Origin of the sequence: Pseudomonas sp. TH39(2020) (assembly GCF_016650715.1) — a bacterium.
Taxonomy (GTDB): Bacteria; Pseudomonadota; Gammaproteobacteria; order Pseudomonadales; family Pseudomonadaceae; genus Aquipseudomonas; species Aquipseudomonas mandelii_C.
Map to the genome: position 1 here is coordinate 252,624 of NZ_JAEKFF010000002.1, position 22,320 is coordinate 274,943.

Below are 22,320 nucleotides of genomic sequence, written 5' to 3' on the forward strand. Positions count from 1 at the left end.
TGATCGCCATCAAGCAGGTTTCAACCCTTCGCTTCCTATGATGGACGGGCCTAGCAAAGAGGAAGCGACCATGTCAGACACCTTCACCAAAGGCATGGCCAGGAACATCTACTTCGGAGGAAGCATTTTCTTCTTCCTGATATTCCTGGCTTTGACCTATCACACGGAACAGACCTTTCCAGAGCGCAGCAATGAAGCGCAGCTCACCGAATCAGTGGTGCGCGGCAAGTTGGTCTGGGAGCAAAACAATTGCATCGGCTGCCACACGCTGCTGGGCGAGGGCGCCTACTTTGCGCCTGAGCTGGGTAACGTGTTCCAGCGGCGCGGCGGGGAGGCGGGCTTCAAACCCTTTCTGCAGGCCTGGATGAAAATGCAGCCACTGGGCGTACCAGGCCGGCGCGCGATGCCTCAGTTCAAGTTGAGTGACCAGGAGGTGGATGACATCGCCGAATTCCTCAAATGGAGCTCGAAAATCAACACCAATGGCTGGCCGCCAAACAAGGAGGGCTAAGCGATGAGCATTGCTAATCCGCATCTGAAATTCGCCTCGCAAGCCGTGGCCAAACCGTACTTCGTGTTTGCTCTGATCCTGTTTCTCGGTCAGGTGCTGTTCGGTTTGATCATGGGCCTGCAATACGTGATAGGGGACTTTCTGTTCCCGATCATTCCCTTCAACGTAGCGCGGATGGTGCACACCAACCTGTTGATCGTCTGGCTGCTGTTCGGGTTCATGGGCGCCGCCTATTACCTGATTCCGGAAGAGGCCGACCGCGAACTGCACAGTCCGAAACTGGCGATCATCCTGTTCTGGGTATTCGCCGCCGCGGGTGTGTTGACGATCCTGGGCTATCTGCTGGTGCCGTATGCCGGCCTGGCCAGACTGACCCACAACGAGCTGCTGCCGACCATGGGCCGGGAGTTCCTGGAACAGCCGACCATCACCAAGATGGGCATTGTGGTGGTGTGCCTGGGCTTCCTCTACAACATCGGCATGACCCTGCTCAAAGGTCGCAAGACCACCGTCAGCATGGTGATGATGACCGGATTGATCGGGCTCGCGGTGTTCTTCCTGTTCTCCTTCTATAACCCCGGCAACCTGGCCCGAGACAAGTTCTACTGGTGGTGGGTGGTGCATCTTTGGGTGGAAGGCGTGTGGGAACTGATCATGGGTTCGATGCTCGCATTCGTGCTGATCAAGATCACCGGTGTAGACCGGGAGGTCGTGGAAAAATGGCTCTATGTGATCATCGCCATGGCGCTGATTACCGGGATCATCGGTACCGGTCACCATTTCTTCTGGATCGGTGCGCCTGAGGTCTGGTTGTGGGTCGGTTCAATCTTCTCGGCCCTCGAACCGCTACCGTTCCTAGCCATGGTGATCTTCGCCTTCAGCATGGTGAAGAACCGTCGCCGGCAACACCCGAACCGCGCCGCTACCCTGTGGGCCAAGGGAACCGTCGTCACAGCGTTCTTCGGCGCTGGCGTCTGGGGCTTCTTGCATACCCTGGCTCCGGTCAACTTCTACACCCACGGTTCGCAACTGACGGCGGCTCACGGTCACCTGGCCTTCTACGGTGCTTACGCGATGATCGTGATGACCTTGATCAGCTACGCCATGCCACGACTGCGCGGATTGGGTGAGGCAGGCGATGAGCGCTCGCAGACCTTCGAAATCTGGGGCTTCTGGTTGATGACGCTGTCGATGGTGATGATCACGCTGTTCCTCACCGCAGCCGGTGTCGTTCAGGTTTATCTGCAACGCTGGCAGGTCGATGGCGTCGCGTTACCCTTCATGGCCACGGTCGAACATCTGCAGGTGCTGTTCTGGGCCCGTTTTGGCGCCGGTCTTGGTTTCCTCGCGGGACTGCTCTGTTACCTGTTCAGCTTCAAGCAACGTGGCCGCGTAGCCTTGCGCGCCCCGGCTGCCGTGGTGCCTTCATGAGCCGCTGTAACGGCTAGAAAAGGTCGGCCCGGCTGATACAGCGGGCCGTTTTTTTGCTTTACAAAAAGGGCAATGATCATGGCCTTTACCGTCGAACTGGAAGAGTGGGTCGGCAGCGTCTGGCATCGCTTCATCACCCGGCGCGCCAGCCCGGACTTCCCCGAAGCACGCGTCGAACTGGCCAGCCAGCAACGTCCGCTGGCGCTGCTGTTTCGCGCCATGGGCGGCGCCAGTGGTATCGGTGTCGAAGCCGCCAGCGACCGCGATCTGCTGTTGCGGCGCAACGTGCTGCAGCAGATCGCCGGCACCTGCAAGCAAGTACCTTTGGCGTGGTGCGACGAGACGAACCTGCGTCTGCCGTCGAGCCTGGCGGTGTTTCCTGAAGTTGCATTGAACGAGGAGCTCTATCGTTGGCTCGCGTTGCTGGCGGCTCAGGCCGGGCAGATGCGTCATTGGGGGCGAGACAATCAACGCTGGACGCAGCAGCTGTTGCGGCGCTATCCCGCGTTGCGTGCCCGGTACAAACGTCTGGTCGATGCTCACCTGCAATTGCGCCCGGATCCGGCCACATTGAGTACCGGCGAAGCGGCACTGGAACGGGCGTTATGCCAAGCCCTGCGCGAGCCCGGCAGTGTCGAACATTTTCCGCGCAGCGAACGGGCCGCGTGGCCGCTGCCGCTGTGGCTGTACCCGCCGCAAAACCTCGCCAGCCCGCAGGCGGCCGACCTCGGTGACGAGTCCGAAGAATCGCTGACGACCCCGCCCGGTGAGCAGAAAGGCGCAAGCAAACGCGCCAAGCGGATCGATGAAGGCAGCCGCGACGGTGGGTTGTTGATCGTGCGCCTGGAGAACCTGTTCAGCTGGACCGAACACGTGGACCTGGATCGCTGGTCAGACGACAGCGAAGAACCCGACGCCGCCAGAGTCGCCGAGGACCTCGATGAGTTGAGCCTGTCGCGCACCCGTCTGCGCAAGGGCGGCGGCCTCAAGCTGCACCTGGATTTGCCGCCGGCCGATGTCGACGATATTCCCCTGGGCGAGGGCATCAAGTTGCCGGAGTGGGACTATCGCAAACAGCAGATGCAGGACAGCTTCGTCAATCTGCAAATGATGGTGCCCCGGGACTGCGAGGCGCAGCCACTGCCGACACGGCTGAAGGCCCCGGCGCACCGTCTGCGCCGCCAGTTCGAGCACCTGCGCAATGACCGCCAATGGTTACGCCAGCAACCTCAAGGGTCTGAGCTGGACATGCAGGCCTGGCTGGATTTTCACGTCGAACGCGAGCATGGCCAGTGTGCGGAGCGAGGTCTGTTCATGGAACAACGGCAGACGCGCCGCGACCTGGCGTGCCTGTTGCTGGCCGATGTGTCGATGTCCACCGACGCACACTTGAACGATGAGCATCGGGTGATTGATGTGATCCGCGACAGTTTGCTGCTGTTCGGTGAAACCTTGTCGGTGCTGGGTGATGATTTCGCCCTGTACGGATTTTCCTCGCTGCGTCGTCATCAAGTGCGCATGCAAGAACTCAAGTCCTTCACCCAGCGTTACGACGACAACACCCGTGGTCGCATTCAAGGGCTAAAACCGGGTTATTACACCCGCATGGGCGCCGCCATCCGCCACGCCACCCAACTGCTGGGCAAGAGCAAACGACGCAGCAAACTGTTGCTGCTGCTCACGGATGGCAAACCGAATGATCTGGATTTGTATGAGGGGCGTTACGGCGTTGAAGACACCCGCGAAGCGGTGCTGGAGGCGCGGCGCCAGGGGTTGACGCCGTTCTGTATCACGATTGATCGCGAGGCCGGGGATTACCTGCCTTACATGTTCGGCGCCAATGGCTACACCTTGATCCGCCAGCCCGAGCAATTACCCCTGCGGTTGCCGCAGTTGTATCGGCAGTTGACCCAGCCGTGATCGACACCGTCCCTTGTCGCCTGCGCCCCTGTAGCAGCTGCCGAGCCTGCGAGGCTGCGTTCGGCTCGGGCCGCGTTCGGACGAAGCAGTCGTAAAACCATACAACGCGGTGTTTCAGAAAAACCGTGGGTTCAGGATTTACGACTGCTTCGCAGCCGAACGCAGGCTGCGCCAGCTGCTACAGGGGATTTGTGCGGTCTTCAGGAGATGCTGCGTGGCAGCCAGAAAAACATCGTCACGCAGAAGATCGTCAGGCCGATGCAGAACCACTTGAATCGGCGCAAACGACGCTGTGCCGCGTGTGCGGCCAATACCGGCAGGGGCATGCCACATTGGCGGCATTCGGATTCCTGCGGTGGGTTGGCGCGTTGGCAATACAAACAGACGGGCATGGCACTCACTCGAACTGTTCCAGGCGCAGACGATCGAGAATGGCGATCTGGCGGCCGTCCTGGGTGATGATGTTTTCATCGATCAGGCGACGGATGATCCGCGAAAAGGTCTCCGGCTGAATTGACAGATGCCCGGCAATCAATTGCTTGGCCATCGGCAGTTCGAATTGGCTGTCAACGGTTTGCTGGCGCACCAGTTGCGTCAGCAGATAACGCACGACCCGGTGGGTGGCGTTTTTCAGGGACAGGGTTTCGATTTCGTTGACCCGTTGATGCAGGCGAACGCAGAGCTTGCCGAGCAGCGCAAAGGTCAGTCGGCTATTGCTCTGCAACAGGCGCATGTAGGTGTTGTTGGATAACCGGTAGAGCTGAGTCGGGCAGATCGCTTCGGCCGAGGCCACATAGTTCGGGGTGTCCATCAGCATCATCGCTTCGGCGAAGGTTTGCCGATCACCAATGACCTCAAACACTTTTTCCTGCCCATCCGGTGTCAGGCGATAGATTTTCACCGCGCCGGCAATCACGAAATAGAACGAGTCTGCCGGCTCGCCCTGGCGGAATAACGGTTCGCCTTTGTCGATGCTCAGCAAGTGGCTGGTACTCATCAACTCATCCAGCTGTTCTTCGTTCAACGGCTCGAACAAGTGATGACTGCGCAGAATCTGGTGATGGACGCGATGAAGCACCATAAGAATTCATCCTGAAGATTGAGGAGGGGATGGCGATCAAGTCAAACGAGGCCCAGCGAGACACCGCTGGCCAACGCCAGCACCGAGGTCAACACCACAAACCAGGCCAATGGCTGGATGACTTTTTTCATGACGACTCCTGGGGATCGAGAAGGATCAAGGTTTCCTTAATTCCTGAACCATTGAGCAAGACGCGGGCCATGCCTGGAGGCCTTTGTTTACTGGGGTCGTCAGAAAGGAGGGTAAAAACGACTACGGAGTTTAGGGTTCAAATAACCCTTAAATGGTCATTTCCACCCTAAGTCAAAGACCTCTGTGGGAGCGAGCCTGCTCGCGATAGCGGCAGGTCAGCCGACATTGATGCCGGATGTACCGCTGTGATCGCGAGCAGGCTCGCTCCCACAAGGGCAAAGGCCCTCGTCACAGGAATACGAGAAGCTGCAGGGCACGCCCCTTGCACACTTGACCTGCGACAAAGGCAATTGATCGCCAATACCCGATCATTGCCCCCGGACTTGCCTCGACGCGTGTGGATTAGCGTCAGGTCAGCAGCAAGGTAAAGGAGTGGCTTTATGCAAGTGCTTGACCGCCGTAAAGCGATGGCTATCGCGCCGCTGTTACGTTTGGCCTTTCGGCCATTTTTCCTCGCCGGCTGCCTTCTGGCAGTGCTGGTCATTCCGCTCTGGCTGGCCGCCTTCAATGGTGCGCTTTCCGGTTGGCAGCCGGCGGGTGGCTGGCTGGGCTGGCATCGACACGAATTGCTGTTCGGATTCGGCTTGGCAATCATCGCGGGTTTTCTACTGACGGCGGTGCAGACCTGGACCGGTCGCCCCGGCCTCAGCGGGCGACCACTCGCCGCGCTGGCATTGCTGTGGTTGTTGGCGCGGGTGGCCTGGCTGGTCAATGCCCCGTTGCCCGTGCTCGCCGTGCTGGAACTGGCGTTCCCGCTGGCGGTGGCCGCGCTCATGGGTTTCACCTTGTGGAAGGTGCGGCAGAAACGTAACTACCCGATTGCGGTGGTGCTGCTGTTGTTAGCGGCAGCCGACGGGTTGTCCCTGTACGGCCTGGTCGAAGGTCATGAAGGCTGGCAGCGTCAAGGCGTGCTGACCGGCCTATGGCTGGTGGCGGCGATGATGGGGTTGATCGGTGGGCGAGTCATTCCGTTCTTCATCCAGCGCGGCCTCGGCAAGGTCGATGGCGTGACCCCTTGGCCCTGGCTCGATTGGCTGCTGCTGATTGGCTCACCGCTGGTGGCGTTGTTGTATGCCGCGGGACCCGCGCTTGACCCTAATCTCTGGGTGGGCCTGTTGTTCGCCGTGTTGGCCGCCGGGCATCTGGTGCGCCTGGTTCGCTGGCATGATCGCGCCCTCTGGCGCGTGCCGTTGCTGTGGTCGTTGTACCTGGCTTATGCCTGGTTGGCGGTGGCCTGTTTCGCAATGGCGCTGTGGCATTTCGGCGTGCCGATCAATCCAGGTCTGGCGGTGCATTGCCTGACGATCGGAGCCATGGGCGGTCTGGTGCTGGCGATGATCGCGCGGGTCAGCCTGGGGCATACCGGCCGTGCGCTGGAGCCGCCGTCGGGCATGACCCTCGCGTTCATTTTGCTCAACCTGGCGTGTCTGAGCCGGGTCGTGTTGATCCTGTTCTTTCCCCTGTCTGCGTTGTGGCTGGCCGGTCTGTGTTGGGCGCTGGCGTTTGCGCTGTACGCCTGGCGCTATGGGCCGATGCTGCTGCGGGCCCGGGTGGACGGCCATCCGGGCTAACCACGTGAACTGATGGAGGCTGCCAGTGATGTATCCCTTTTTACTGGTCACCCACTTGCTGGCGGCGATTGCCTTCATCGGCACGCTGTTTTTCGAGGTGGTGATCTGGCACAACGCCCGCCAGCAGGTGGCGGTTAGCGCGCAAACGGGCGCCGATCAAGCGATTGCGGTGCGCTCGCGCAAGGTGCTGCATGGCGTGGTGTTGCTGTTGTATGGCGCCGGCATCAGCCTGGCGTGGCAACACCGTGGCGTATTGAGTCAGCCGCTGGCGAGCAGTTTTGGCACCTTGCTGAGCCTGAAGATCTTGCTGGCCCTGAGCATCATCGGCCATTACTTCCTGCTGGCGTACTGGCTGAAAAGCGCACGCCTGACCACGACCCGCGCCAGCTGGATTCGTCGCAGCATCCTCGGGCACATGGTGTTGATCGTGATCCTGGCCAAGGCCATGTTCTATTGGCACGGTTGATCAGCCGCCGTCCCTGACAGACAAAACCCGCGTCAACCGGAGGGCTGGCGCGGGTTTGGTGTGAGCGGCGATCGATCAATGACGACGGTTCAAGGCATTAACAAACAACACGTTGTTTTCCAGATGGATGTGTTGCATCAGGTCATCACGAAACTCCAGCAGCCCACGGTACAGGGCACGCCAGGTGTTACAGGCATCGGCCGGCGGGGTGATGTTGTTGGTCAGTGCGAGCAGCCTTTCGAGGGCTTCGCCATGTTGATCATGTTCAAAGCGCAGCACCTGGATCGGCGGCGCGGCCTGAGGGCCGATGCCCTGTTGCAGCATCGGGAAGAGCACTTGTTCTTCCTTGAGCATGTGGCCTTCGAGTTCTTGTTGCATGTCGGTCAGCAGATCGGCCAGGCCATTAGGGCAGCTGTTGCGCGCACCATGGACTTGCTCGACACGACGGGCCAGGCGGATCAGTTCCGGCAGTTGCTCGCGATGGCGGGCGTGGTAGCGCGCCAGAAGGTGGGCGATCAATAGCTCCGAGGGTTCGCTGCGCCAATCGTGTTGGGTTTCGTCGGTGTCTTGCAGCCGGTGCAGCGCATCGGCGATCAGCACCGGGTCGAGGTCTTTGCCAGCCGCCGCTTCGCGCAGGCTTTTATGCCCGCCACAGCAGAAGTCCAGTTTGAAGGTGTGGAAAATCCGCGTGGCGCCGGGAATGTCGCAAGCCAGTTGGCCGAGGCTTTGTTCCAGTAGGGGCAGGCTCATCAGGGGGTTCCTTGTTTGGATTTCAACGGTTCCCCAGGCTCATTGCACCCGGCATGCCATATTTAACGTATTGAAAAATATGACTTAATTTTTAGTTGTGGTGATAGGCACCCGGACGCTTTAGGGTGAATCCAACCATAGAGGGTAATAACTACCATGCTGCGTGAAAGCCTGGCGGCCGACCTGATTGTCGAGTTGCCCAATGCTGTGCGGTTGCAACGACTGGTCCATACCCTGCGCGAGTACTTCAACAGCGGCGCCGTGGGATTGCTGCGTCTGGATGACGACAGCCTCAGGCCGGTGGCGACGGTGGGGCTGGTGCATGAAGCGTTGGGGCGTCGGTTTGTCATCGCCCAGCATCCACGGCTGGCGGCGATCATGGCGTCGCGCGAACCCACCTGGTTCGAGCCCGACAGTCGCCTGCCGGACCCCTATGACGGCTTGCTCGACAATCACGCCGGCGAACCGATGCCAGTGCACGACTGCATGGGCGTGAGCCTGTACGTGGAGGGTCGGATCTGGGGCGCGATCACCCTCGATGCGCTGCACGCCGGGACCTTCGACAGCCGTGCGCGGGAGGAGCTCAAGCGCTGTACCTTGCAGATCGAAGCCGCCGTGCGAGTCACCCGGCTCGAGCAGGAAAACCGCAGCCTGCGCTTGTCCCGCAGCGATATTCAAGACGTACGCAGGCCGGCGGACGAAGGCGAAATCCTCGGGCAGAGTGAGGTGCTGCATCAGTTGCTCAATGAACTGGACGTACTGGCCGACTCCGAGCTGCCGGTGTTGCTGTTGGGCGAGACCGGCGTCGGCAAAGAACTGTTCGCCCGGCGCTTGCATCGTCTGTCGCGCCGCAGTCATAAGCCGCTGGTGCAGGTCAACTGCGCCGCGTTGCCGGAGTCTCTGGCAGAAAGTGAATTGTTCGGCCATGTCAAAGGCGCGTTTTCCGGAGCCACCAGTGACCGTGCCGGACGTTTCGATGCCGCCAACGGTGGCACGCTGTTTCTCGATGAAGTGGGTGAATTGCCATTGGCCGTGCAAGCGAAGCTGCTGCGCACCCTGCAAAACGGCGAGATCCAGCGTCTCGGCGCTGACAAGCCGCTGCATGTCGATGTGCGCATCATCGCCGCGACCAACCGGCACCTGCCGGACAGCATCCGCGACGGCTTGTTTCGGGCCGATCTGTATCACCGGCTCTCGGTGTACCCGGTGCCGATTCCGCCGCTGCGCGAGCGAGGCAATGATGTATTGATGCTGGCCGGGCATTTCCTTGAACTCAATCGGACGCGGCTCGGCCTGCGCGGTTTGCGTCTGTCGCCGGCGGCCGAGCGAGCGCTGCTGACGTACAGTTGGCCGGGCAATGTGCGCGAGCTGGAACATGTGATCAGCCGAGCCGCGTTGAAGCAGCTCAGTCGCGGCACCAGTCGCACCCTGATCATGACGCTGGAGCCCGAGATTCTCGACCTCGACAGTGCCGTGGGCGGGCAGGGTGCGGTCGCCGAAAGTCCCCTGGACGTTACGGCTGATGAGCCGTTCCAGCCTCTGGGTGAAGCGGTCGACGATTACCAGCGCAAGAAAATTCTCCAGGCCTTGAGCCTGTCTGGGGAGAACTGGGCCAGCGCCGCGCGGATTCTGGAAGTCGATCCCAGCAACCTGCACAAACTGGCTCGGCGTCTGCGTCTCAAATAAGGTTGATGGTGGTCAAGGTGGTGTTGCGCAGTGTCTTGCACACTGGGCGGAACCTTTTTGGAGATCACTGTCATGCCCCTTTCCCTGGCACAGATGCGCCGCAACTACACCCTTTTTGGCCTGCAAGACGATTCGGCGCTGGACGACCCGTTGGCGATGTTCCGGCAATGGCTGCAACTGGCCCGCGACACCGAGCGCGCGCCTGTCGAAGCCAACAGCATGGTGTTGGCGACCGTCGACAGTGAAGGGCGCCCGCACTGCCGGGTGCTGTTGCTCAAGGGCTGGAGCGATGAGGGCTTCACCTTTTTCGGCAATTACCAGAGTGACAAAGGCCAGCAACTGGCCGCCAACCCGCATGCCGCCATGACCTTTTTCTGGCCGGGGCTGGAGCGTCAGGTGCGTATCGAAGGCCAGGTCTCCAGGCTCGACCCGGCGCTGTCGGATGCGTACTTCGATTCCCGCTCACAGGACAGTCGCCTGGGCGCCTGGGCTTCACCGCAAAGCCGGCCGCTGGCCAATCGGGCCGAGCTTGAATCGCTGTTGCTACAAACCACCCAACGTTTTGCCGGCAAGCCCGTGCCGCGGCCCGAGCATTGGGGCGGCTACTGCTTGCACCCTGATCGTCTTGAATTCTGGCAGGGCCGTGCCGACCGCTTGCATGACCGTCTCGATTACCGTTTGCGCGATGGCGTTTGGCAGCGAAATCGTTTGGCGCCTTGATCGATCGTGCAAAGCATGTAGCGACGCAGATCAACTGTGGGAGCGGGCTTGCCCGCGAAGGCGATGCTCGACTCAGCACATTTATCGACTAAGACGCCGTCTTCGCGGGCAAGCCCGCTCCCACAGGTTTTGTGTGGCCTGCACATTCTCCTTATGTCCCTGTGGAGGTACCTCCTTGGAGGAATAGGCTCACCGGGAATTCCAGTTCAGGCTTCGTCCCATACCCTCATTTACGGGAAGGCTTGGATATGGCCCATCTGGCGCAACGCACGTTTGAACCCCTGAACATTGCCGTGCTGACCATCAGCGATACGCGCACCTTTGACACTGACACCTCGGGGCAGACCCTGACGGATTTGCTGCAAACGGCCGGGCATGTATTGATCGATCGTGACCTGGTCAAGGACGACATTTATCAGATCCGCGCCAAGGTCTCCCACTGGATCGCCGACCCCAAGGTGCAGGTGGTATTGATGACCGGCGGCACCGGTTTCACCGCGCGCGACAACACGCCGCAAGCGGTCTTGCCGTTGCTGGACAAACACGTGGAAGGCTTCGGTGAACTGTTCCGTCAGGTGTCCCTGGCGGAAATCGGCATGTCCAGCCTGCAATCCCGCGCATTGGCGGGGATGAGCAACGGCGTGCTGGTGTGCTGCGTTCCGGGCTCGCCGGGCGCGTGTCGAACGGCCTGGAACCAGATCCTGCTTGAACAATTGGACAGCCGCACCGGCCCGTGCAATTTCGCCCCGCATTTGAAACCGCAAGGGCAACGGGTCATCGACGCCTGCGAGACACGCTCATGACTGGCCGGGTGTGCGACCTCGGCCACCTGATGCCGGTGGACGAGGCCATCAGCCGTTTGCTGGACCAGGCACCGCCGCCGCCCCTGGCGCAAAAGATCGGTCTGGATCAAGCCTTGGGTCGGGTGCTGGCGACGGACATTCATTCCCCCGTCAACCTGCCGGCCTGGGACAACAGTGCCATGGACGGTTACGCCCTCAGGGCCGCTGACCTGCCAGCGGACGGAGGCTATTTGCCGATTGCTGGACGAATTGCGGCGGGGGATTCGGCGTGCTCGCCGTTGCTTGCGCAGCAAGCAGTGCAGATTTTTACCGGTGCGCCATTGCCGCCGGGTGCCGACACGGTGGTGCCGCAGGAGCGCTGTCGGATTGATGGCGAGCGTGTCTGGTTTCCACCCCTAAGCGCAGGTGATCACGTGCGCAAGGGGGGCGAGGAGGTTCGCCGGGGAGACCTGTTGCTCCAGGCCGGTAAACGCCTGCGTGCGCAAGAAGTGGGGTTGCTGGCCGGCGCGGGCATCGCGCGGGTCGAAGTCCATCGACCGTTGCAGGTGTGCTTGCTCAGCAGCGGCAATGAACTGCGTGAGCCGGGTGATTCATTGGCGCCCGGGCAGATTTACAACAGCAATCGTTACTGCCTCGCGGCGTTGTTGAGCGGCTGGGGCGTCGAGGTGCATGACTATGGCGTCATGGCCGATGAGTTGGCAGCCAGCCGGCATGCCTTGAGCCTGGCGTCCTCGGAATGCGACCTGTTGTTGAGTTCCGGTGGCGTCTCGGTGGGCGAGGAAGATCACCTCAAACAGGCCATCGAGGAACTCGGTAGCCTGGATTTCTGGCGGCTGGCCATTCAGCCGGGTAAACCGCTGGCCTTCGGCGAAGTCGCCGGCAAACCCTGGATCGGCATGCCGGGCAATCCTTCGGCGGCGCTGATTACCGCGTTGGTGGTGGTGCGTCCGTTCCTGCTCAGGGCCCAGGGCGTGAAAGACGTGTTGCCGGTGCCATTGGCCGTGCCCGCCGGGTTTGACTGGTTGCAGCGCAACAAGCGTCGGCAGTACCTGCGGGCTCGGCTGACGCCGGGTGTTGACGGCCAGTTGAGCGTGGAGCTGCACCCTCAGCAAAGCTCGGCGATGTTGACCGCCGCGTGTTGGGCCGACGGGTTGGCGGTGATCGAGTGCGAGCAGCAAGTGCTCAAGCACGACAACGTGATGTTCCTGTCCTTCGCCGACCTGATGCATTGATCGCAATTGATTGCCGTCAAGGCTGTGCCTGCTGGTCTCGCTAGACTGGCGGCGCGTTTTTCCATGAGGATTACCCATGCAACTGGTCTGCCCGGCAGGGAACCTGCCTGCGCTGAAAGCGGCGGTGCGCGAAGGCGCCGATGCCGTCTATGTCGGTTTTCGCGATGACACCAATGCCCGGCATTTCGCGGGGCTGAACATGGACGACAAACAGTTCGACGCGGCGGTCGCTCACATCCGCCAGCATCAACGCAAACTCTACGTCGCGGTCAACACGTACCCGCAACCCAAGGGCTGGGAACGCTGGCAACGGGCGGTCGATCGTGCCGCCGATTTCGGCGTGGATGCGCTGATCGCTGCCGACCCCGGCGTGCTCAACTACGCCAGCCAGCGCCATCCGCAATTGGCGTTGCACCTGTCGGTCCAGGGTTCGGCAACCCATGCTGCGGCGCTTGAGTTTTACGCGCAGCGCTACGGGATTCGGCGCGCGGTACTGCCACGGGTGTTGTCGTTGGCGCAGGTGCGTCAGGTCGCCGCGAGCAGCCCGGTGCCCATCGAAGTCTTTGGCTTCGGCAGCTTGTGCATCATGGCCGAAGGGCGTTGCCATCTGTCGTCTTACATAACCGGCGAGTCGCCCAATCTGTGCGGCGTCTGTTCGCCGGCCAAAGCGGTGCGCTGGAGCGACGACGCCGACGGCTTGAGCGCACGGCTCAGTGAAGTGCTGATCGACCGTTACACCCCTGACGAACCCGCCGGTTACCCGACCCTGTGCAAAGGCCGCTTCCTGGTCGGCGGCAAACGCTTTCATGCGCTGGAAGAACCCACCAGCCTCGACACTCTGGATTTGCTGCCGGAATTGACGGCCATCGGCGTCGAGGCAGTAAAAATCGAGGGCCGGCAACGCAGTCCGGCCTATGTCGAACAAGTCACCCGCGTCTGGCGCGCGGCACTGGATGCCCATCGTGGCTCACCGGGCAGTTTTCGGGTCAAGGAGGAATGGCGCCGGGTACTGGCCGGTTTGTCCGAAGGCAGCCAGACCACCCTGGGTGCTTACCATCGATCATGGCAATGAGGGAGGCGACATGAAGCTCAGCCTTGGACCGGTTCTGTTTTATTGGGACAAAGAGCAACTCAGCAACTTTTACGCCGAGATGTCGGCCTTGCCCCTGGATGTGATTTATCTGGGGGAAACCGTGTGTTCGAAACGTCGAGCCTTTTCACTGGATCAATGGTTGGGGTTGGGGCGCGAGTTGCAGGAATGCAGTCAGGCACAGTTGGTGATTTCCAGCCTGACGCTGATCGAAGCGGCCTCCGAACTTTCCAGCCTGCGCCGTCTTTGCGACAACGGCCAATTGCTGGTGGAAGCCAACGACATGGGCGCGGTGCAGTTCCTGGCCGAGCGCAAGTTGCCGTTCGTGGGTGGTCCGGCACTGAATTTGTACAACGGTCATACGCTCGCGCAACTGCTGGACTGCGGAATGACCCGTTGGGTGCCGCCGGTGGAATGCTCGGCGGCGCTGATTGGTGATGTGCTTGAGCAGGTGCGCGAACTGGGCCGTGAAGTGCCGGAAGTCGAGATTTTTGCCTACGGGCATTTGCCGTTGGCCTATTCCGCACGCTGCTTCACGGCCCGGGCGGAAAACCTGCCCAAGGACGACTGCCGGTTTTGCTGCCTCAACTACCCCGACGGCCTGCCGCTGACCAGTCAGGAAGGGCAGGCGCTGTTCACCATTAACGGTATTCAAACGATGTCGGCCGAGGTAACCAATCTGCTGGCGGATTACGCCGAGCTGGTGGCCTGTGGCGCCGATGTGTTGCGTCTGAGCCCTCGCGCTCAAGGCATGGTCGAGGTCATTGGTGCCTATCAACGCGTTCGTCTGGGCGAGGCACCGCCGTTGTTCGTCGACGGTTGCAATGGCTACTGGCATGGCCAGGCCGGCATGTTGCGCGTCGAGGAGGTTGGCCTGTGTTGAATCGTAAAAAGTGGTTGTTGAAAGGCGCCGACCGGTTGTTGCCGTTGGTGCGCCGGGTGCCTTTTGCGGTGCAGCGTCTGGCGTTGCAGCAGGCGCTCAATCGTTGCCTCGCCGAGCCGTTGCGCGATGGCGAGTTCGAGGTTTTACGTGGGCGTTGGTTGTGTTTGCGGATTCCGGACCTGGGGTTGGCGTGGTTCCTGACGCTGACTCGTGACGGGTTGCGAATTGCTGAACGCGCCACGGCGCATGTGACGATCAGTGGTAACTGGCGCGAGTTTTTATTGCTGGCGAGTCGTCAGGAAGATCCGGATACGTTGTTCTTTCGCCGGCGTTTGGTGATTGAGGGTGATACGGAGTTGGGGTTGGCGTTGAAGAACCTGATCGACAGTCTTGATCCTGATGTGTTGCCTGTGTGGCTGTGGCGCAATCTGGAGCGGGCGGGGAAGGGGTTGGCGGCGGGTTAGCCGACCTGTGTTTTTGGTCGGGGTACATATCCGTTGTTGCGGTGATGGCGACTTAGGGTTCCGCCCTTACGGCGGGTCACTTTGGAAAAGCGCCAAAGTAACCAAAACGCTTTCGCCCCTGACGTACGGTGCCTCGCTGTGGCTCGGCATACCCTCGCTCCGGTCCTGCTCCGCGGGCCCGCCGCCATCGGCCATCCATGGCCGGGGGCGGCTACCGCGGCATCCTTGCCGCGGTGCCCACTGCGCAGAACCTGCGCTCGGCCTTCCGACGGGGCAGATCAAGATCAGAAGCAAGATCAAAAGCAAGATCAAAAGCCTGGCGTTGTACCTGTGGGAGCGAGCCTGCTCGCGAAAAACGTCCGGACACCGCGTTCATTCAGACAGCACGCGTTATCGTTCACGTCTTTCGCGAGCAGGCTCGCTCCCACAGGGGAGTGCGTACGCTTGAAGAGACAGGCCGGCCGGTAGGCCGCCTCGCGGTGCTTTTGCGGTACTCGCCCCCTCGAGAGGCCGAGTGGAGGTTCTGCGTAGTGGGCAACCCGGCATGGATGCCGGGTTAGCCGCCCCCGGCCATGGATGGCCGATGGCGGCGGGCCCACGGAGCAGGACCGGAGCGAGGGCATGCCGAGCCACAGCGAGGCACCGAACGTCAGGGGCAAGAGCCCTTGGTTACTTGGGGCTTTTCCAAGTGACCCGCCGTAAGGGCGGAACCCTAGGTTGCCGTTACCGCAGCAACGGATATGCACCCCGACCAAAATCATAGGTCAGCGGTCAACCCGCCATCGCGAGCAAGCTCGCTCCCGCAGTTTTGATTTTCGTTGTCCCTTAGGCCATCGTTTCCTGCAGGCTTTCATGCTGCCGAGCATCACTGGCAATCAACCGCTTGATCTGTTCAAACAACTCATCACTCTCTGCTTGCGTGCAATCCTCGCCATAACGCTTGCGCAACCCGTAATGGCTAAGAATCAGATGCACATCAGCATGCAGACCATGCTGCTTCAGGCAATTTTCAACACATTGCAACGGACACCCATCCAGCGCAAAAATCCGCCGCGCCGAGCGTGCCTTGTTGACCAACGCCGCCACATGCCCGCCGACCCCGACGATGCAGGACATTTCCGCCAGGCCGCTGCGATCAAGCTGCACGGCCAGGGTGTTGGCCAGTTGGGCAACGTTGGAGCAGCCTGAGCAGGAGTAAATCAGGGGCAAGGTTGAACGGGACATGAGCGCTCTCCATGGATGGACTTCTTCAGTGTGCAAGGCCGGTGGCATTGCGCATTGACTGCGGTCAATTCCGTCTATTGGAAGGCCGCCAGATCCTCTTCGGCGAGGATGCTGATATTGCGTCGTTCCATCGCGATCAGGCCGCAGTCCACCAGGCGGTGCAAGATCCGCGAAAAGGTTTCCGGCTGAATACCCAGCTTCGAGGCCACCAGGCGTTTGGACACCTGCAAGACAATCAAACCGCTGACCGGGTTGCGCTCCTGGAACAGGAAATTGATCACCCGCCGGCTCGCACTGGCCATGGTCAAGGTGTCGATGTCCCGCAGACGCAGGTGCAAGTGCACACTCATGCTCGCCAGGATCGCCAGGCAAACTTTCGGCTGATCTTCCAGGGCGTTGCGGTAATGGCTGCCCTCGATAGTCACCAGTACGCTGTCCTTCAGCGCCGTGGCGCTCACCGGGTAGAGACGGGCCTGACTGAACAGCAAGGCTTCGGCAAAGGTCTGGCCGGGCTGAATGATCTCCACCAGGTTCTCCTGACCTTCGCCGGTCAGCCGGTACAACTTGATCTGGCCGCTGACCAGCAGGAAAAAGCGCTTGGCCGGATCCCCTTGGTGCATGAGTGTGCTGTGACAGGCCAGGCGCTTGAGCATCGCCAGGCCGCAGACTTCCTCGAAGATTTTCTCCGGTAGCTGGCTGAACAGATGATGACGGCGCAACGTTAAAACGATGGAAGGGTGGGTCAGCATGGCGTACCTCCGCTGACGCTCATAGTAGAGAGCGCCGGCCGGATGACCTATGCCTCTGCTGGCCTACCTCCAAAGAGGCATGCCCGTCAGCCGGCATTGCGCAGATGCTCCATGGCCCACACGGCCGCCTCTACCCGCGAGCGCAAACCGAGTTTGTGCAGCAGGTTTTTCACGTGAACCTTGACCGTGCCTTCGGTGATGCCCAGCTTGTGCCCAATGACTTTGTTGCTGAAACCACTGGCGATGGTTTTCAGCACCTGGCGTTCACGCTCAGTCAGTTCCACCACGGTCTGGCGCTGCGGTGAGCGCAGCGCCTGGGCCATGACTTGGGTCAGCCCCGGGCTGATCACCAGTTCGCCGTTCAAGGCGTTGCGGATGTACTGAATCAACAGTTCGGGCTCCATGTCCTTGAGCAGGTAGCCGTCGGCATCCAGACGCAGTGCGTCGCGAATATCGTCTTCGGCGTCTGACACCGTGAACAGCAGCACCTTGCCGGTGTAGTGCATCGCCCGTAATTGGCGCAGGGTTTCAATGCCATTCATTTGCGGCATGTTGTTATCGAGCAACACCAGGTCCGGTTGCAGCGGCTCGATCATCGCGAGTGCTTCTTCACCATTATTGGCTTCGCCGACGATCAGGAAATCATCTTCGAGTTCGAGCATCTGGCGGATGCCGTGACGCATCATCGGGTGGTCGTCGACCAGCAGGATGGTGTGTTGCAGGGACGGGTTCATGTGACGCTACCTTCTGTTTGCTGCCCGAGAAACTCCGGTTGGAATTCCAGTTGCACGCGGGTGCCTTGCGGCTCCCTGGAGACTATTTCGAGTTGGCCGCGCAAGCTGCGGGCCCGCTCATCCATGATTTTCAGGCCGTGGTGTTCGCGTTGGTCGACATTGCCGCTGAAGCCACGCCCGTCGTCTTCGACGATGAGCCTGACGGTTTCACCGTCCTGACGCAGTTGCAGCCAGGCGTTCTGCGCATGGGCGTGGCGCAGGCAATTGGAGAGCGCCTCGCGGGTGATCTGCAAGATGTGGATTTGCTCGCTGGCTGATAACTGAAAGGCCAGCGCGTCGACGTGCAGGTGCACCTGGAATTCCCCGCGCCGGGAAAACTCCTCGGCGGTGTCCTTGAGCTCCTGCACCAGTCCCGCATCGTGAATCTGCAAGCGAAAGGTGGTCAGCAATTCGCGTAACTGGCGGTAGGCATTGTTCAGCCCTTCGCGCAGTTCAGCGGTAACGTTTTCCAGGGTTTCCACCGGTTCGCCACGGCGCATCAGGGTTTGCAGGCGGCTGACTTGCAGCTTCATGTAGGACAGGGCTTGGGCCAGTGAGTCGTGCAGCTCGCGGGCGATGATCGTGCGTTCGTCGAGCAGCAGCAGGCGATGATCCTGTTCCCGTTGGCGTTTGAGCGAGAGCGAGGTGCCGATCAGGTTGGCCAATGCCTGGATCAGTTGGGTTTCCCAGGCTTGCGTCGGGTGACCGTCGACAAAATGCGCTTTGAGTTCACCGAGTTCGCTGCCCTGGTTACTGATGCTGAAGGTTTGCGGACTGGCTTTATGGTGCTTCTGGCACGTGGCGCAATCGCTGCTGGCGCAGACTTCCCGGATGTTCGCGCCATGCAGGGCGAGCAACTGCTGGGCCGGTGCCTGCATTTGTCCTTGCAGACACAGCGACAGGCGCAAGCCGGGCAGGCGTTGCTGGAAGCGTCGAATCAATTCATCCAGGCCTTCGGCATTGGCCAGGCGAGTGGCCAGGCTTCGACTGCTCTGGTACAGCAACTCAAGGGCGGCATTGGCTTGTTGCAGGTTCAGGGTTTTTTGCTGGACCTGACTCTCAAGGGTGCGATGCGAGTCTTCGATCGTCTCGGCCATGGCGTTGAAACTCATGGCCAACTGGCCCAGTTCGTCCTGGGACTGATGATTGACCCGCACTTTGAAATCGCCGCGACGAAAGCGCTGGGTCGCATCCACCAACTCTTTCAAGGGCATGACGACCCCGTACTGCAATTCGTAAAGCCCAATCAGCAGGACGAACAGGGTGGTGAACAAGGCCAGGCCCTGGATCACCTGTTGCCAGCCTTGCTTCTGTTCGCTTTGGCGCTGCAACAGGTTGACGAACTGGTTCAGTTGTTCAATGAAGGGCTGGGCCTGGACCTGAAAATAGGCGGCATCGCCGCGCTCCAGTGCCGGGCGCAAATCCTCGTTCCATTGCTGCTGGATTTGCCCGTAGCTGATTTGAAGGGCGGTGGTCGGGCCATCTTCCAGCACCGCTTTGAGTGACTGGCTGGTGAGACGGGTTTGCAGGCTGTCGGTGATGGCGATGATTTCTTCGCCGGTTGCACCCGCGGCCAGTTTCCAGCTCAGGTGGTAGGTCTCCATGCGCACCGAGCCTGCGGTGTTGATGGCGGCCGCATCGCCCTGGCTGAACCAGGCGATCAGTCCGGCGCTCAATGAACTGGCGAGGGCGAGCACGGCGATCAGGATCACGGCCAGCCCGGCGCGAGCGGGCAGGGAGCTGCGCAACCAGCGCATCATCGGCGCAAGTCCCGGAAGAAATCAGGAAAACAGAGCACATGGAGCTCCAGGAAGGGGTTTTGCCGCCGATCCCGGGCGCGCTACCTCTAAAGAGTTGTCGACTGATCCTTGTCAGCAAAAACCTTGGCTGAAAACCTCAAGACGCTGATAAACCAACGGTTTTAGGGGTTTCCTGCACTACCTCCTTAGAGGTAGACCGCGCAAGCATAGGCCCATGCCCCCCAGGGCTTCGTTGACATGGATCAAGTTTTTGCGGGGTTGGCCTCTCTAGTCTGCCGCCATGGCTAACTGACTGGAGAGCATTTGTGAACCCACCGCGTGTACGACAAGGCTTGGTGCTGGGCATGAGCACGCTGGCCTTCACTGTCTGTTTCATGGTCTGGATGATGTTTGCCGTGCTCGGGGTGCCGATCAAGGACCTTCTCCAGCTCAACGAAACCCAGTTCGGCCTGCTGGCCGCGACCCCGGTGCTGACCGGCTCGCTGGTGCGGTTGCCGCTGGGCCTGCTGACCGACCGCTTTGGCGGGCGCAGCGTGTTCTTCCTGCTGATGCTGGCCTGCGTGGCGCCGCTGTACCTGATCAGTCACGCCACTGCCTACTGGCAGTTCCTGGTCCTGGGCCTGTTCGTCGGCCTGGCCGGTGGCTCGTTCTCGGTCGGGATCGCCTACGTCGCCAAATGGTTCGACAAAGAGAATCAGGGCTTCGCGATGGGCATCTTCGGCGCCGGTAACGCCGGGGCTGCGGTGACCAAGTTTCTCGCCCCCGCGCTGATCGCGGCCGGCAGTTGGCAGCTGGTGCCGAAAGTCTTCAGCGCGATCCTCTTTATTACTGCGCTGTTGTTCTGGTTCCTCAGCGCTGAAAACAAGGACCACCGCAGTGCTACGGGCGCCACCTTGCGTGAGCAACTCAGCTCGCTGAAGGACCCGGCGGTGTGGCGCTACTGCCAGTACTACTCGATCGTTTTCGGTGGTTATGTCGCCCTCGCGCTGTGGATGACCAAGTACTACGTGCAGGAATACGGTTTCAGCCTGCAAAGCGCGGCGCTGCTGGCGGCCTGTTTTTCCCTGCCTGGTGGCGTACTGCGTGCGGTCGGCGGCTGGATGTCGGATCGCTGGGGTGCGCAAAGCGTGACCTGGTGGGTGTTGTGGGTCAGCTGGATCTGCCTGTTCCTGCTCTCGTATCCCCAGACCCAACTGCAAGTGCAGACGATCGACGGTCCGGTGGATTTCCACATCGGCCTCAATCCCGCGCTGTTCACCATGCTGCTGTTCGTCATGGGCATCGCCTTCGCGTTCGGCAAGGCCTCGGTCTTCAAATACATCGCCAACGACTACCCGAAAAACATGGGCGCGGTGTCCGGCATTGTCGGCCTCGCCGGTGGCCTGGGCGGCTTCGTGCTGCCGATCCTGTTCGGCGCCCTGGTGGACCTCACCGGCGTGCGCTCTTCCTGCTTCATGTTGATGTACGGCGTGGTCTGGGTCTCCCTCACCTGGATGTACTTCAGCGAAATACGCAAAAGCCCGGTGCTGGGTAAAGCGCCGCTGCTGACCCCGTCCCCGATTTCCAGCATTGCCCTAGGAGAAGAACATGTCCGTTCTGCAAAAGCCTGACATAGGCCCGGTCATTCATGACTGGCGCCCCGAGGACCCAGCATTCTGGGGACGTAGCGGCAAACAGACCGCCACGCGCAACTTGTGGATTTCCATTCCTGCGCTGCTGCTGGCCTTTGCGGTGTGGATGGTCTGGAGCACGGTGATCGTGCGTTTGAACGCCATCGGCTTCACCTTCACCACCGACCAGTTGTTCTGGCTGGCGGCGTTGCCGGGCCTGTCCGGGGCGACCTTGCGCGTCTTCTATTCCTTTATGGTGCCGATCTTCGGCGGCCGTCGCTGGACGGCCCTGAGCACCGCGTCTCTGTTGTTGCCCTCGATCTGGATGGGCTTCGCCGTGCAGGACCCGAGCACCTCCTACAGCGTGTTCGTGTTGATTGCCTTGCTCTGCGGTTTCGGTGGCGGCAACTTTGCCTCGAGCATGTCCAACATCAGTTTCTTCTATCCCAAGTCGCAGCAGGGCACGGCCCTTGGCCTCAACGCCGGGCTGGGTAACCTGGGCGTCTCGGTGATGCAGTTCTGTGTACCGCTGGTGATTACCTTCGGCGTGTTCGGTTTCATGGGCGGTAAGCCGCAAGCACTGCCGGATGGCGGTCAGTTGTGGTTGCAGAACGCCGGCTTCATCTGGGTACCGTTTATTGTCCTGGTGACGGTGCTGGCCTGGTTCGGCATGAATGACCTGTCCAGTGCCCGCGCTTCTTTCAGCGAGCAGGCCGTCATCTTCAAACGCAAACACAATTGGCTGATGTGCTGGTTGTACCTGGCGACCTTCGGTTCGTTCATCGGTTTCTCCGCCGCGTTTCCGTTGCTGATCAAAACGTCGTTCCCTGACGTCATTGCCTTGAAATTCGCCTTCCTCGGCCCGTTGGTGGGTGCGCTGGTACGCCCATTGGGTGGCTGGCTGGCGGACAAGCTCGGCGGCGCAAAGGTGACCTTGTGGAACTTCGTGTTGATGATCGTGATGGTCTTCTGCGTTTTGCACTTCTTGCCGCAAAACGGCTCCGGCGGCAACTTCTACGGCTTCCTCGGCATGTTCATGCTGCTGTTCATCACCACGGGCATCGGCAACGGCTCCACCTTCCGCATGATCCCGGTGATCTTCCGCACCCAGCACGAAAAAGCCTCGGCAGGAAAACCACCCGCCGTGCGCGAACAAGCGCTGAAGAATGCCGGCAAAGAGTCGGCCGCGGTCCTGGGCTTCAGCTCGGCCATGGGCGCCTTCGGTGCGTTCTTCATTCCCAAATCCTTCGGCTCTTCGATGGCCCTGACCGGCGGCCCGGAGATGGCCTTCTACATGTTCGTCGTCTTTTACCTGAGCTGCATCGTGGTGACCTGGTGGTGGTACGCGCGCAAAGGCGCCGCGACACCCTGCTGAGACGACCCGAATCCAACCATTGCGTGGGC

21 protein-coding genes are annotated in these 22,320 nt (G+C 60.8%); 14 read left to right on the top strand and 7 right to left on the bottom strand.

Features of this window, described 5'->3' with window-relative positions:
• The first annotated feature begins 70 nt into the window (after positions 1-70).
• From JFU47_RS01170 to JFU47_RS01180, 3 genes are all read left to right on the top strand, one after another.
• Positions 71-511 (top strand): c-type cytochrome, encoded by a 441-nt coding sequence (locus JFU47_RS01170; protein ID WP_123366660.1) that lies wholly within the window; start codon positions 71-73, stop codon positions 509-511.
• A gap of 3 nt (positions 512-514) precedes the next feature.
• On the top strand, positions 515-1,942 hold the full coding sequence (locus tag JFU47_RS01175) for a cbb3-type cytochrome c oxidase subunit I (protein ID WP_201180265.1): 1,428 nt from the start codon (positions 515-517) through the stop codon (positions 1,940-1,942).
• Positions 1,943-2,020: 78 nt separating this feature from the next.
• Entirely contained in the window at positions 2,021-3,862 is a 1,842-nt protein-coding gene (locus tag JFU47_RS01180; protein WP_201180266.1) for a nitric oxide reductase activation protein NorD, read from the top strand.
• Between the two features lie 200 nt (positions 3,863-4,062).
• Here JFU47_RS01180 and JFU47_RS01185 read toward each other — a convergent pair whose 3' ends face one another.
• Both JFU47_RS01185 and JFU47_RS01190 read right to left on the bottom strand, forming a co-directional pair.
• Positions 4,063-4,263 (bottom strand): protein DnrP, encoded by a 201-nt coding sequence (locus JFU47_RS01185; protein WP_201180267.1) that lies wholly within the window; start codon positions 4,261-4,263, stop codon positions 4,063-4,065.
• Entirely contained in the window at positions 4,260-4,943 is a 684-nt protein-coding gene (locus tag JFU47_RS01190; RefSeq protein ID WP_008156275.1) for a Crp/Fnr family transcriptional regulator, read from the bottom strand. The genes JFU47_RS01185 and JFU47_RS01190 overlap by 4 nt, the downstream gene beginning before the upstream one ends.
• A 572-nt stretch (positions 4,944-5,515) precedes the next feature.
• Between JFU47_RS01190 and JFU47_RS01195 the strand changes: the two genes are divergently transcribed.
• Positions 5,516-6,706, top strand: a complete 1,191-nt coding sequence (locus JFU47_RS01195) for an NnrS family protein (protein WP_201180268.1) — start codon at positions 5,516-5,518, stop codon at positions 6,704-6,706.
• Positions 6,707-6,734: 28 nt separating this feature from the next.
• Positions 6,735-7,172 (top strand): hypothetical protein, encoded by a 438-nt coding sequence (locus JFU47_RS01200; RefSeq protein ID WP_201180269.1) that lies wholly within the window; start codon positions 6,735-6,737, stop codon positions 7,170-7,172.
• Between the two features lie 75 nt (positions 7,173-7,247).
• On the opposite strand, the gene ytfE is transcribed toward JFU47_RS01200, so the two are convergent.
• Complete coding sequence (gene ytfE / locus JFU47_RS01205) at positions 7,248-7,922, bottom strand: iron-sulfur cluster repair protein YtfE (protein ID WP_201180270.1); 675 nt, start codon at positions 7,920-7,922, stop codon at positions 7,248-7,250.
• 156 nt (positions 7,923-8,078) lie between these two features.
• On the opposite strand from ytfE, the gene norR reads away from it, so the two are divergent.
• From norR to ubiT, 7 genes are all read left to right on the top strand, one after another.
• Positions 8,079-9,608, top strand: a complete 1,530-nt coding sequence (gene norR / locus JFU47_RS01210; protein ID WP_201180271.1) for a nitric oxide reductase transcriptional regulator NorR — start codon at positions 8,079-8,081, stop codon at positions 9,606-9,608.
• A gap of 72 nt (positions 9,609-9,680) precedes the next feature.
• The gene (gene pdxH / locus JFU47_RS01215; protein ID WP_201180272.1) at positions 9,681-10,328 is read left to right on the top strand and encodes a pyridoxamine 5'-phosphate oxidase; all 648 of its coding nucleotides are present in this window, start codon (positions 9,681-9,683) and stop codon (positions 10,326-10,328) included.
• Between the two features lie 248 nt (positions 10,329-10,576).
• Positions 10,577-11,131, top strand: coding sequence for a molybdenum cofactor biosynthesis protein B (moaB, locus tag JFU47_RS01220; protein ID WP_123366649.1), 555 nt, complete (start codon positions 10,577-10,579; stop codon positions 11,129-11,131).
• On the top strand, positions 11,128-12,363 hold the full coding sequence (locus JFU47_RS01225) for a molybdopterin molybdotransferase MoeA (RefSeq protein WP_201180273.1): 1,236 nt from the start codon (positions 11,128-11,130) through the stop codon (positions 12,361-12,363). The genes moaB and JFU47_RS01225 overlap by 4 nt, the downstream gene beginning before the upstream one ends.
• Positions 12,364-12,439: 76 nt before the next feature.
• Positions 12,440-13,435, top strand: coding sequence for a ubiquinone anaerobic biosynthesis protein UbiU (gene ubiU, locus JFU47_RS01230; RefSeq protein WP_033059066.1), 996 nt, complete (start codon positions 12,440-12,442; stop codon positions 13,433-13,435).
• A 10-nt stretch (positions 13,436-13,445) separates the two neighbouring features.
• Entirely contained in the window at positions 13,446-14,336 is an 891-nt protein-coding gene (locus tag JFU47_RS01235; RefSeq protein WP_201180274.1) for a U32 family peptidase, read from the top strand.
• Positions 14,330-14,800, top strand: coding sequence for a ubiquinone anaerobic biosynthesis accessory factor UbiT (gene ubiT, locus JFU47_RS01240; RefSeq protein WP_201180275.1), 471 nt, complete (start codon positions 14,330-14,332; stop codon positions 14,798-14,800). Before JFU47_RS01235 ends, ubiT begins: the two co-directional genes overlap by 7 nt.
• A gap of 825 nt (positions 14,801-15,625) precedes the next feature.
• Here ubiT and JFU47_RS01245 read toward each other — a convergent pair.
• The 4 genes from JFU47_RS01245 to JFU47_RS01260 form a co-directional block, all read right to left on the bottom strand.
• Positions 15,626-16,024, bottom strand: coding sequence for a putative zinc-binding protein (locus JFU47_RS01245; RefSeq protein ID WP_201180276.1), 399 nt, complete (start codon positions 16,022-16,024; stop codon positions 15,626-15,628).
• A 74-nt stretch (positions 16,025-16,098) separates the two neighbouring features.
• Entirely contained in the window at positions 16,099-16,773 is a 675-nt protein-coding gene (locus JFU47_RS01250; protein ID WP_201180277.1) for a Crp/Fnr family transcriptional regulator, read from the bottom strand.
• A gap of 86 nt (positions 16,774-16,859) precedes the next feature.
• The gene (narL, locus tag JFU47_RS01255) at positions 16,860-17,507 is read right to left on the bottom strand and encodes a two-component system response regulator NarL (protein ID WP_201180278.1); all 648 of its coding nucleotides are present in this window, start codon (positions 17,505-17,507) and stop codon (positions 16,860-16,862) included.
• Positions 17,504-19,306, bottom strand: a complete 1,803-nt coding sequence (locus JFU47_RS01260; protein WP_140678173.1) for a HAMP domain-containing protein — start codon at positions 19,304-19,306, stop codon at positions 17,504-17,506. Before JFU47_RS01260 ends, narL begins: the two co-directional genes overlap by 4 nt.
• Before the next feature lie 305 nt (positions 19,307-19,611).
• Here JFU47_RS01260 and JFU47_RS01265 point away from each other — a divergent pair, with 305 nt between their 5' ends.
• Positions 19,612-20,916: an MFS transporter gene (locus JFU47_RS01265; protein WP_201180279.1), complete on the top strand. Its 1,305-nt coding sequence runs from the start codon at positions 19,612-19,614 to the stop codon at positions 20,914-20,916.
• Positions 20,894-22,291, top strand: coding sequence for a NarK family nitrate/nitrite MFS transporter (locus JFU47_RS01270; protein ID WP_201180280.1), 1,398 nt, complete (start codon positions 20,894-20,896; stop codon positions 22,289-22,291). Before JFU47_RS01265 ends, JFU47_RS01270 begins: the two co-directional genes overlap by 23 nt.
• Positions 22,292-22,320: the final 29 nt, after the last annotated feature.

Excerpts from the sequence above, each read along its gene's own strand:
- JFU47_RS01170 (WP_123366660.1), top strand. The coding sequence starts at position 71 with ATGTCAGACACCTTCACCAAAGGCATGGCCAGGAACATCTACTTCGGA.
- JFU47_RS01175 (WP_201180265.1), top strand. The coding sequence starts at position 515 with ATGAGCATTGCTAATCCGCATCTGAAATTCGCCTCGCAAGCCGTGGCC.
- JFU47_RS01180 (WP_201180266.1), top strand. The coding sequence starts at position 2,021 with ATGGCCTTTACCGTCGAACTGGAAGAGTGGGTCGGCAGCGTCTGGCAT.
- JFU47_RS01190 (WP_008156275.1), bottom strand. The coding sequence starts at position 4,943 with ATGGTGCTTCATCGCGTCCATCACCAGATTCTGCGCAGTCATCACTTG.
- JFU47_RS01195 (WP_201180268.1), top strand. The coding sequence starts at position 5,516 with ATGCAAGTGCTTGACCGCCGTAAAGCGATGGCTATCGCGCCGCTGTTA.
- JFU47_RS01200 (WP_201180269.1), top strand. The coding sequence starts at position 6,735 with ATGTATCCCTTTTTACTGGTCACCCACTTGCTGGCGGCGATTGCCTTC.
- ytfE (WP_201180270.1), bottom strand. The coding sequence starts at position 7,922 with ATGAGCCTGCCCCTACTGGAACAAAGCCTCGGCCAACTGGCTTGCGAC.
- norR (WP_201180271.1), top strand. The coding sequence starts at position 8,079 with ATGCTGCGTGAAAGCCTGGCGGCCGACCTGATTGTCGAGTTGCCCAAT.
- pdxH (WP_201180272.1), top strand. The coding sequence starts at position 9,681 with ATGCCCCTTTCCCTGGCACAGATGCGCCGCAACTACACCCTTTTTGGC.
- moaB (WP_123366649.1), top strand. The coding sequence starts at position 10,577 with ATGGCCCATCTGGCGCAACGCACGTTTGAACCCCTGAACATTGCCGTG.
- JFU47_RS01225 (WP_201180273.1), top strand. The coding sequence starts at position 11,128 with ATGACTGGCCGGGTGTGCGACCTCGGCCACCTGATGCCGGTGGACGAG.
- ubiU (WP_033059066.1), top strand. The coding sequence starts at position 12,440 with ATGCAACTGGTCTGCCCGGCAGGGAACCTGCCTGCGCTGAAAGCGGCG.
- JFU47_RS01235 (WP_201180274.1), top strand. The coding sequence starts at position 13,446 with ATGAAGCTCAGCCTTGGACCGGTTCTGTTTTATTGGGACAAAGAGCAA.
- JFU47_RS01245 (WP_201180276.1), bottom strand. The coding sequence starts at position 16,024 with ATGTCCCGTTCAACCTTGCCCCTGATTTACTCCTGCTCAGGCTGCTCC.
- JFU47_RS01250 (WP_201180277.1), bottom strand. The coding sequence starts at position 16,773 with ATGCTGACCCACCCTTCCATCGTTTTAACGTTGCGCCGTCATCATCTG.
- narL (WP_201180278.1), bottom strand. The coding sequence starts at position 17,507 with ATGAACCCGTCCCTGCAACACACCATCCTGCTGGTCGACGACCACCCG.
- JFU47_RS01260 (WP_140678173.1), bottom strand. The coding sequence starts at position 19,306 with ATGATGCGCTGGTTGCGCAGCTCCCTGCCCGCTCGCGCCGGGCTGGCC.
- JFU47_RS01270 (WP_201180280.1), top strand. The coding sequence starts at position 20,894 with ATGTCCGTTCTGCAAAAGCCTGACATAGGCCCGGTCATTCATGACTGG.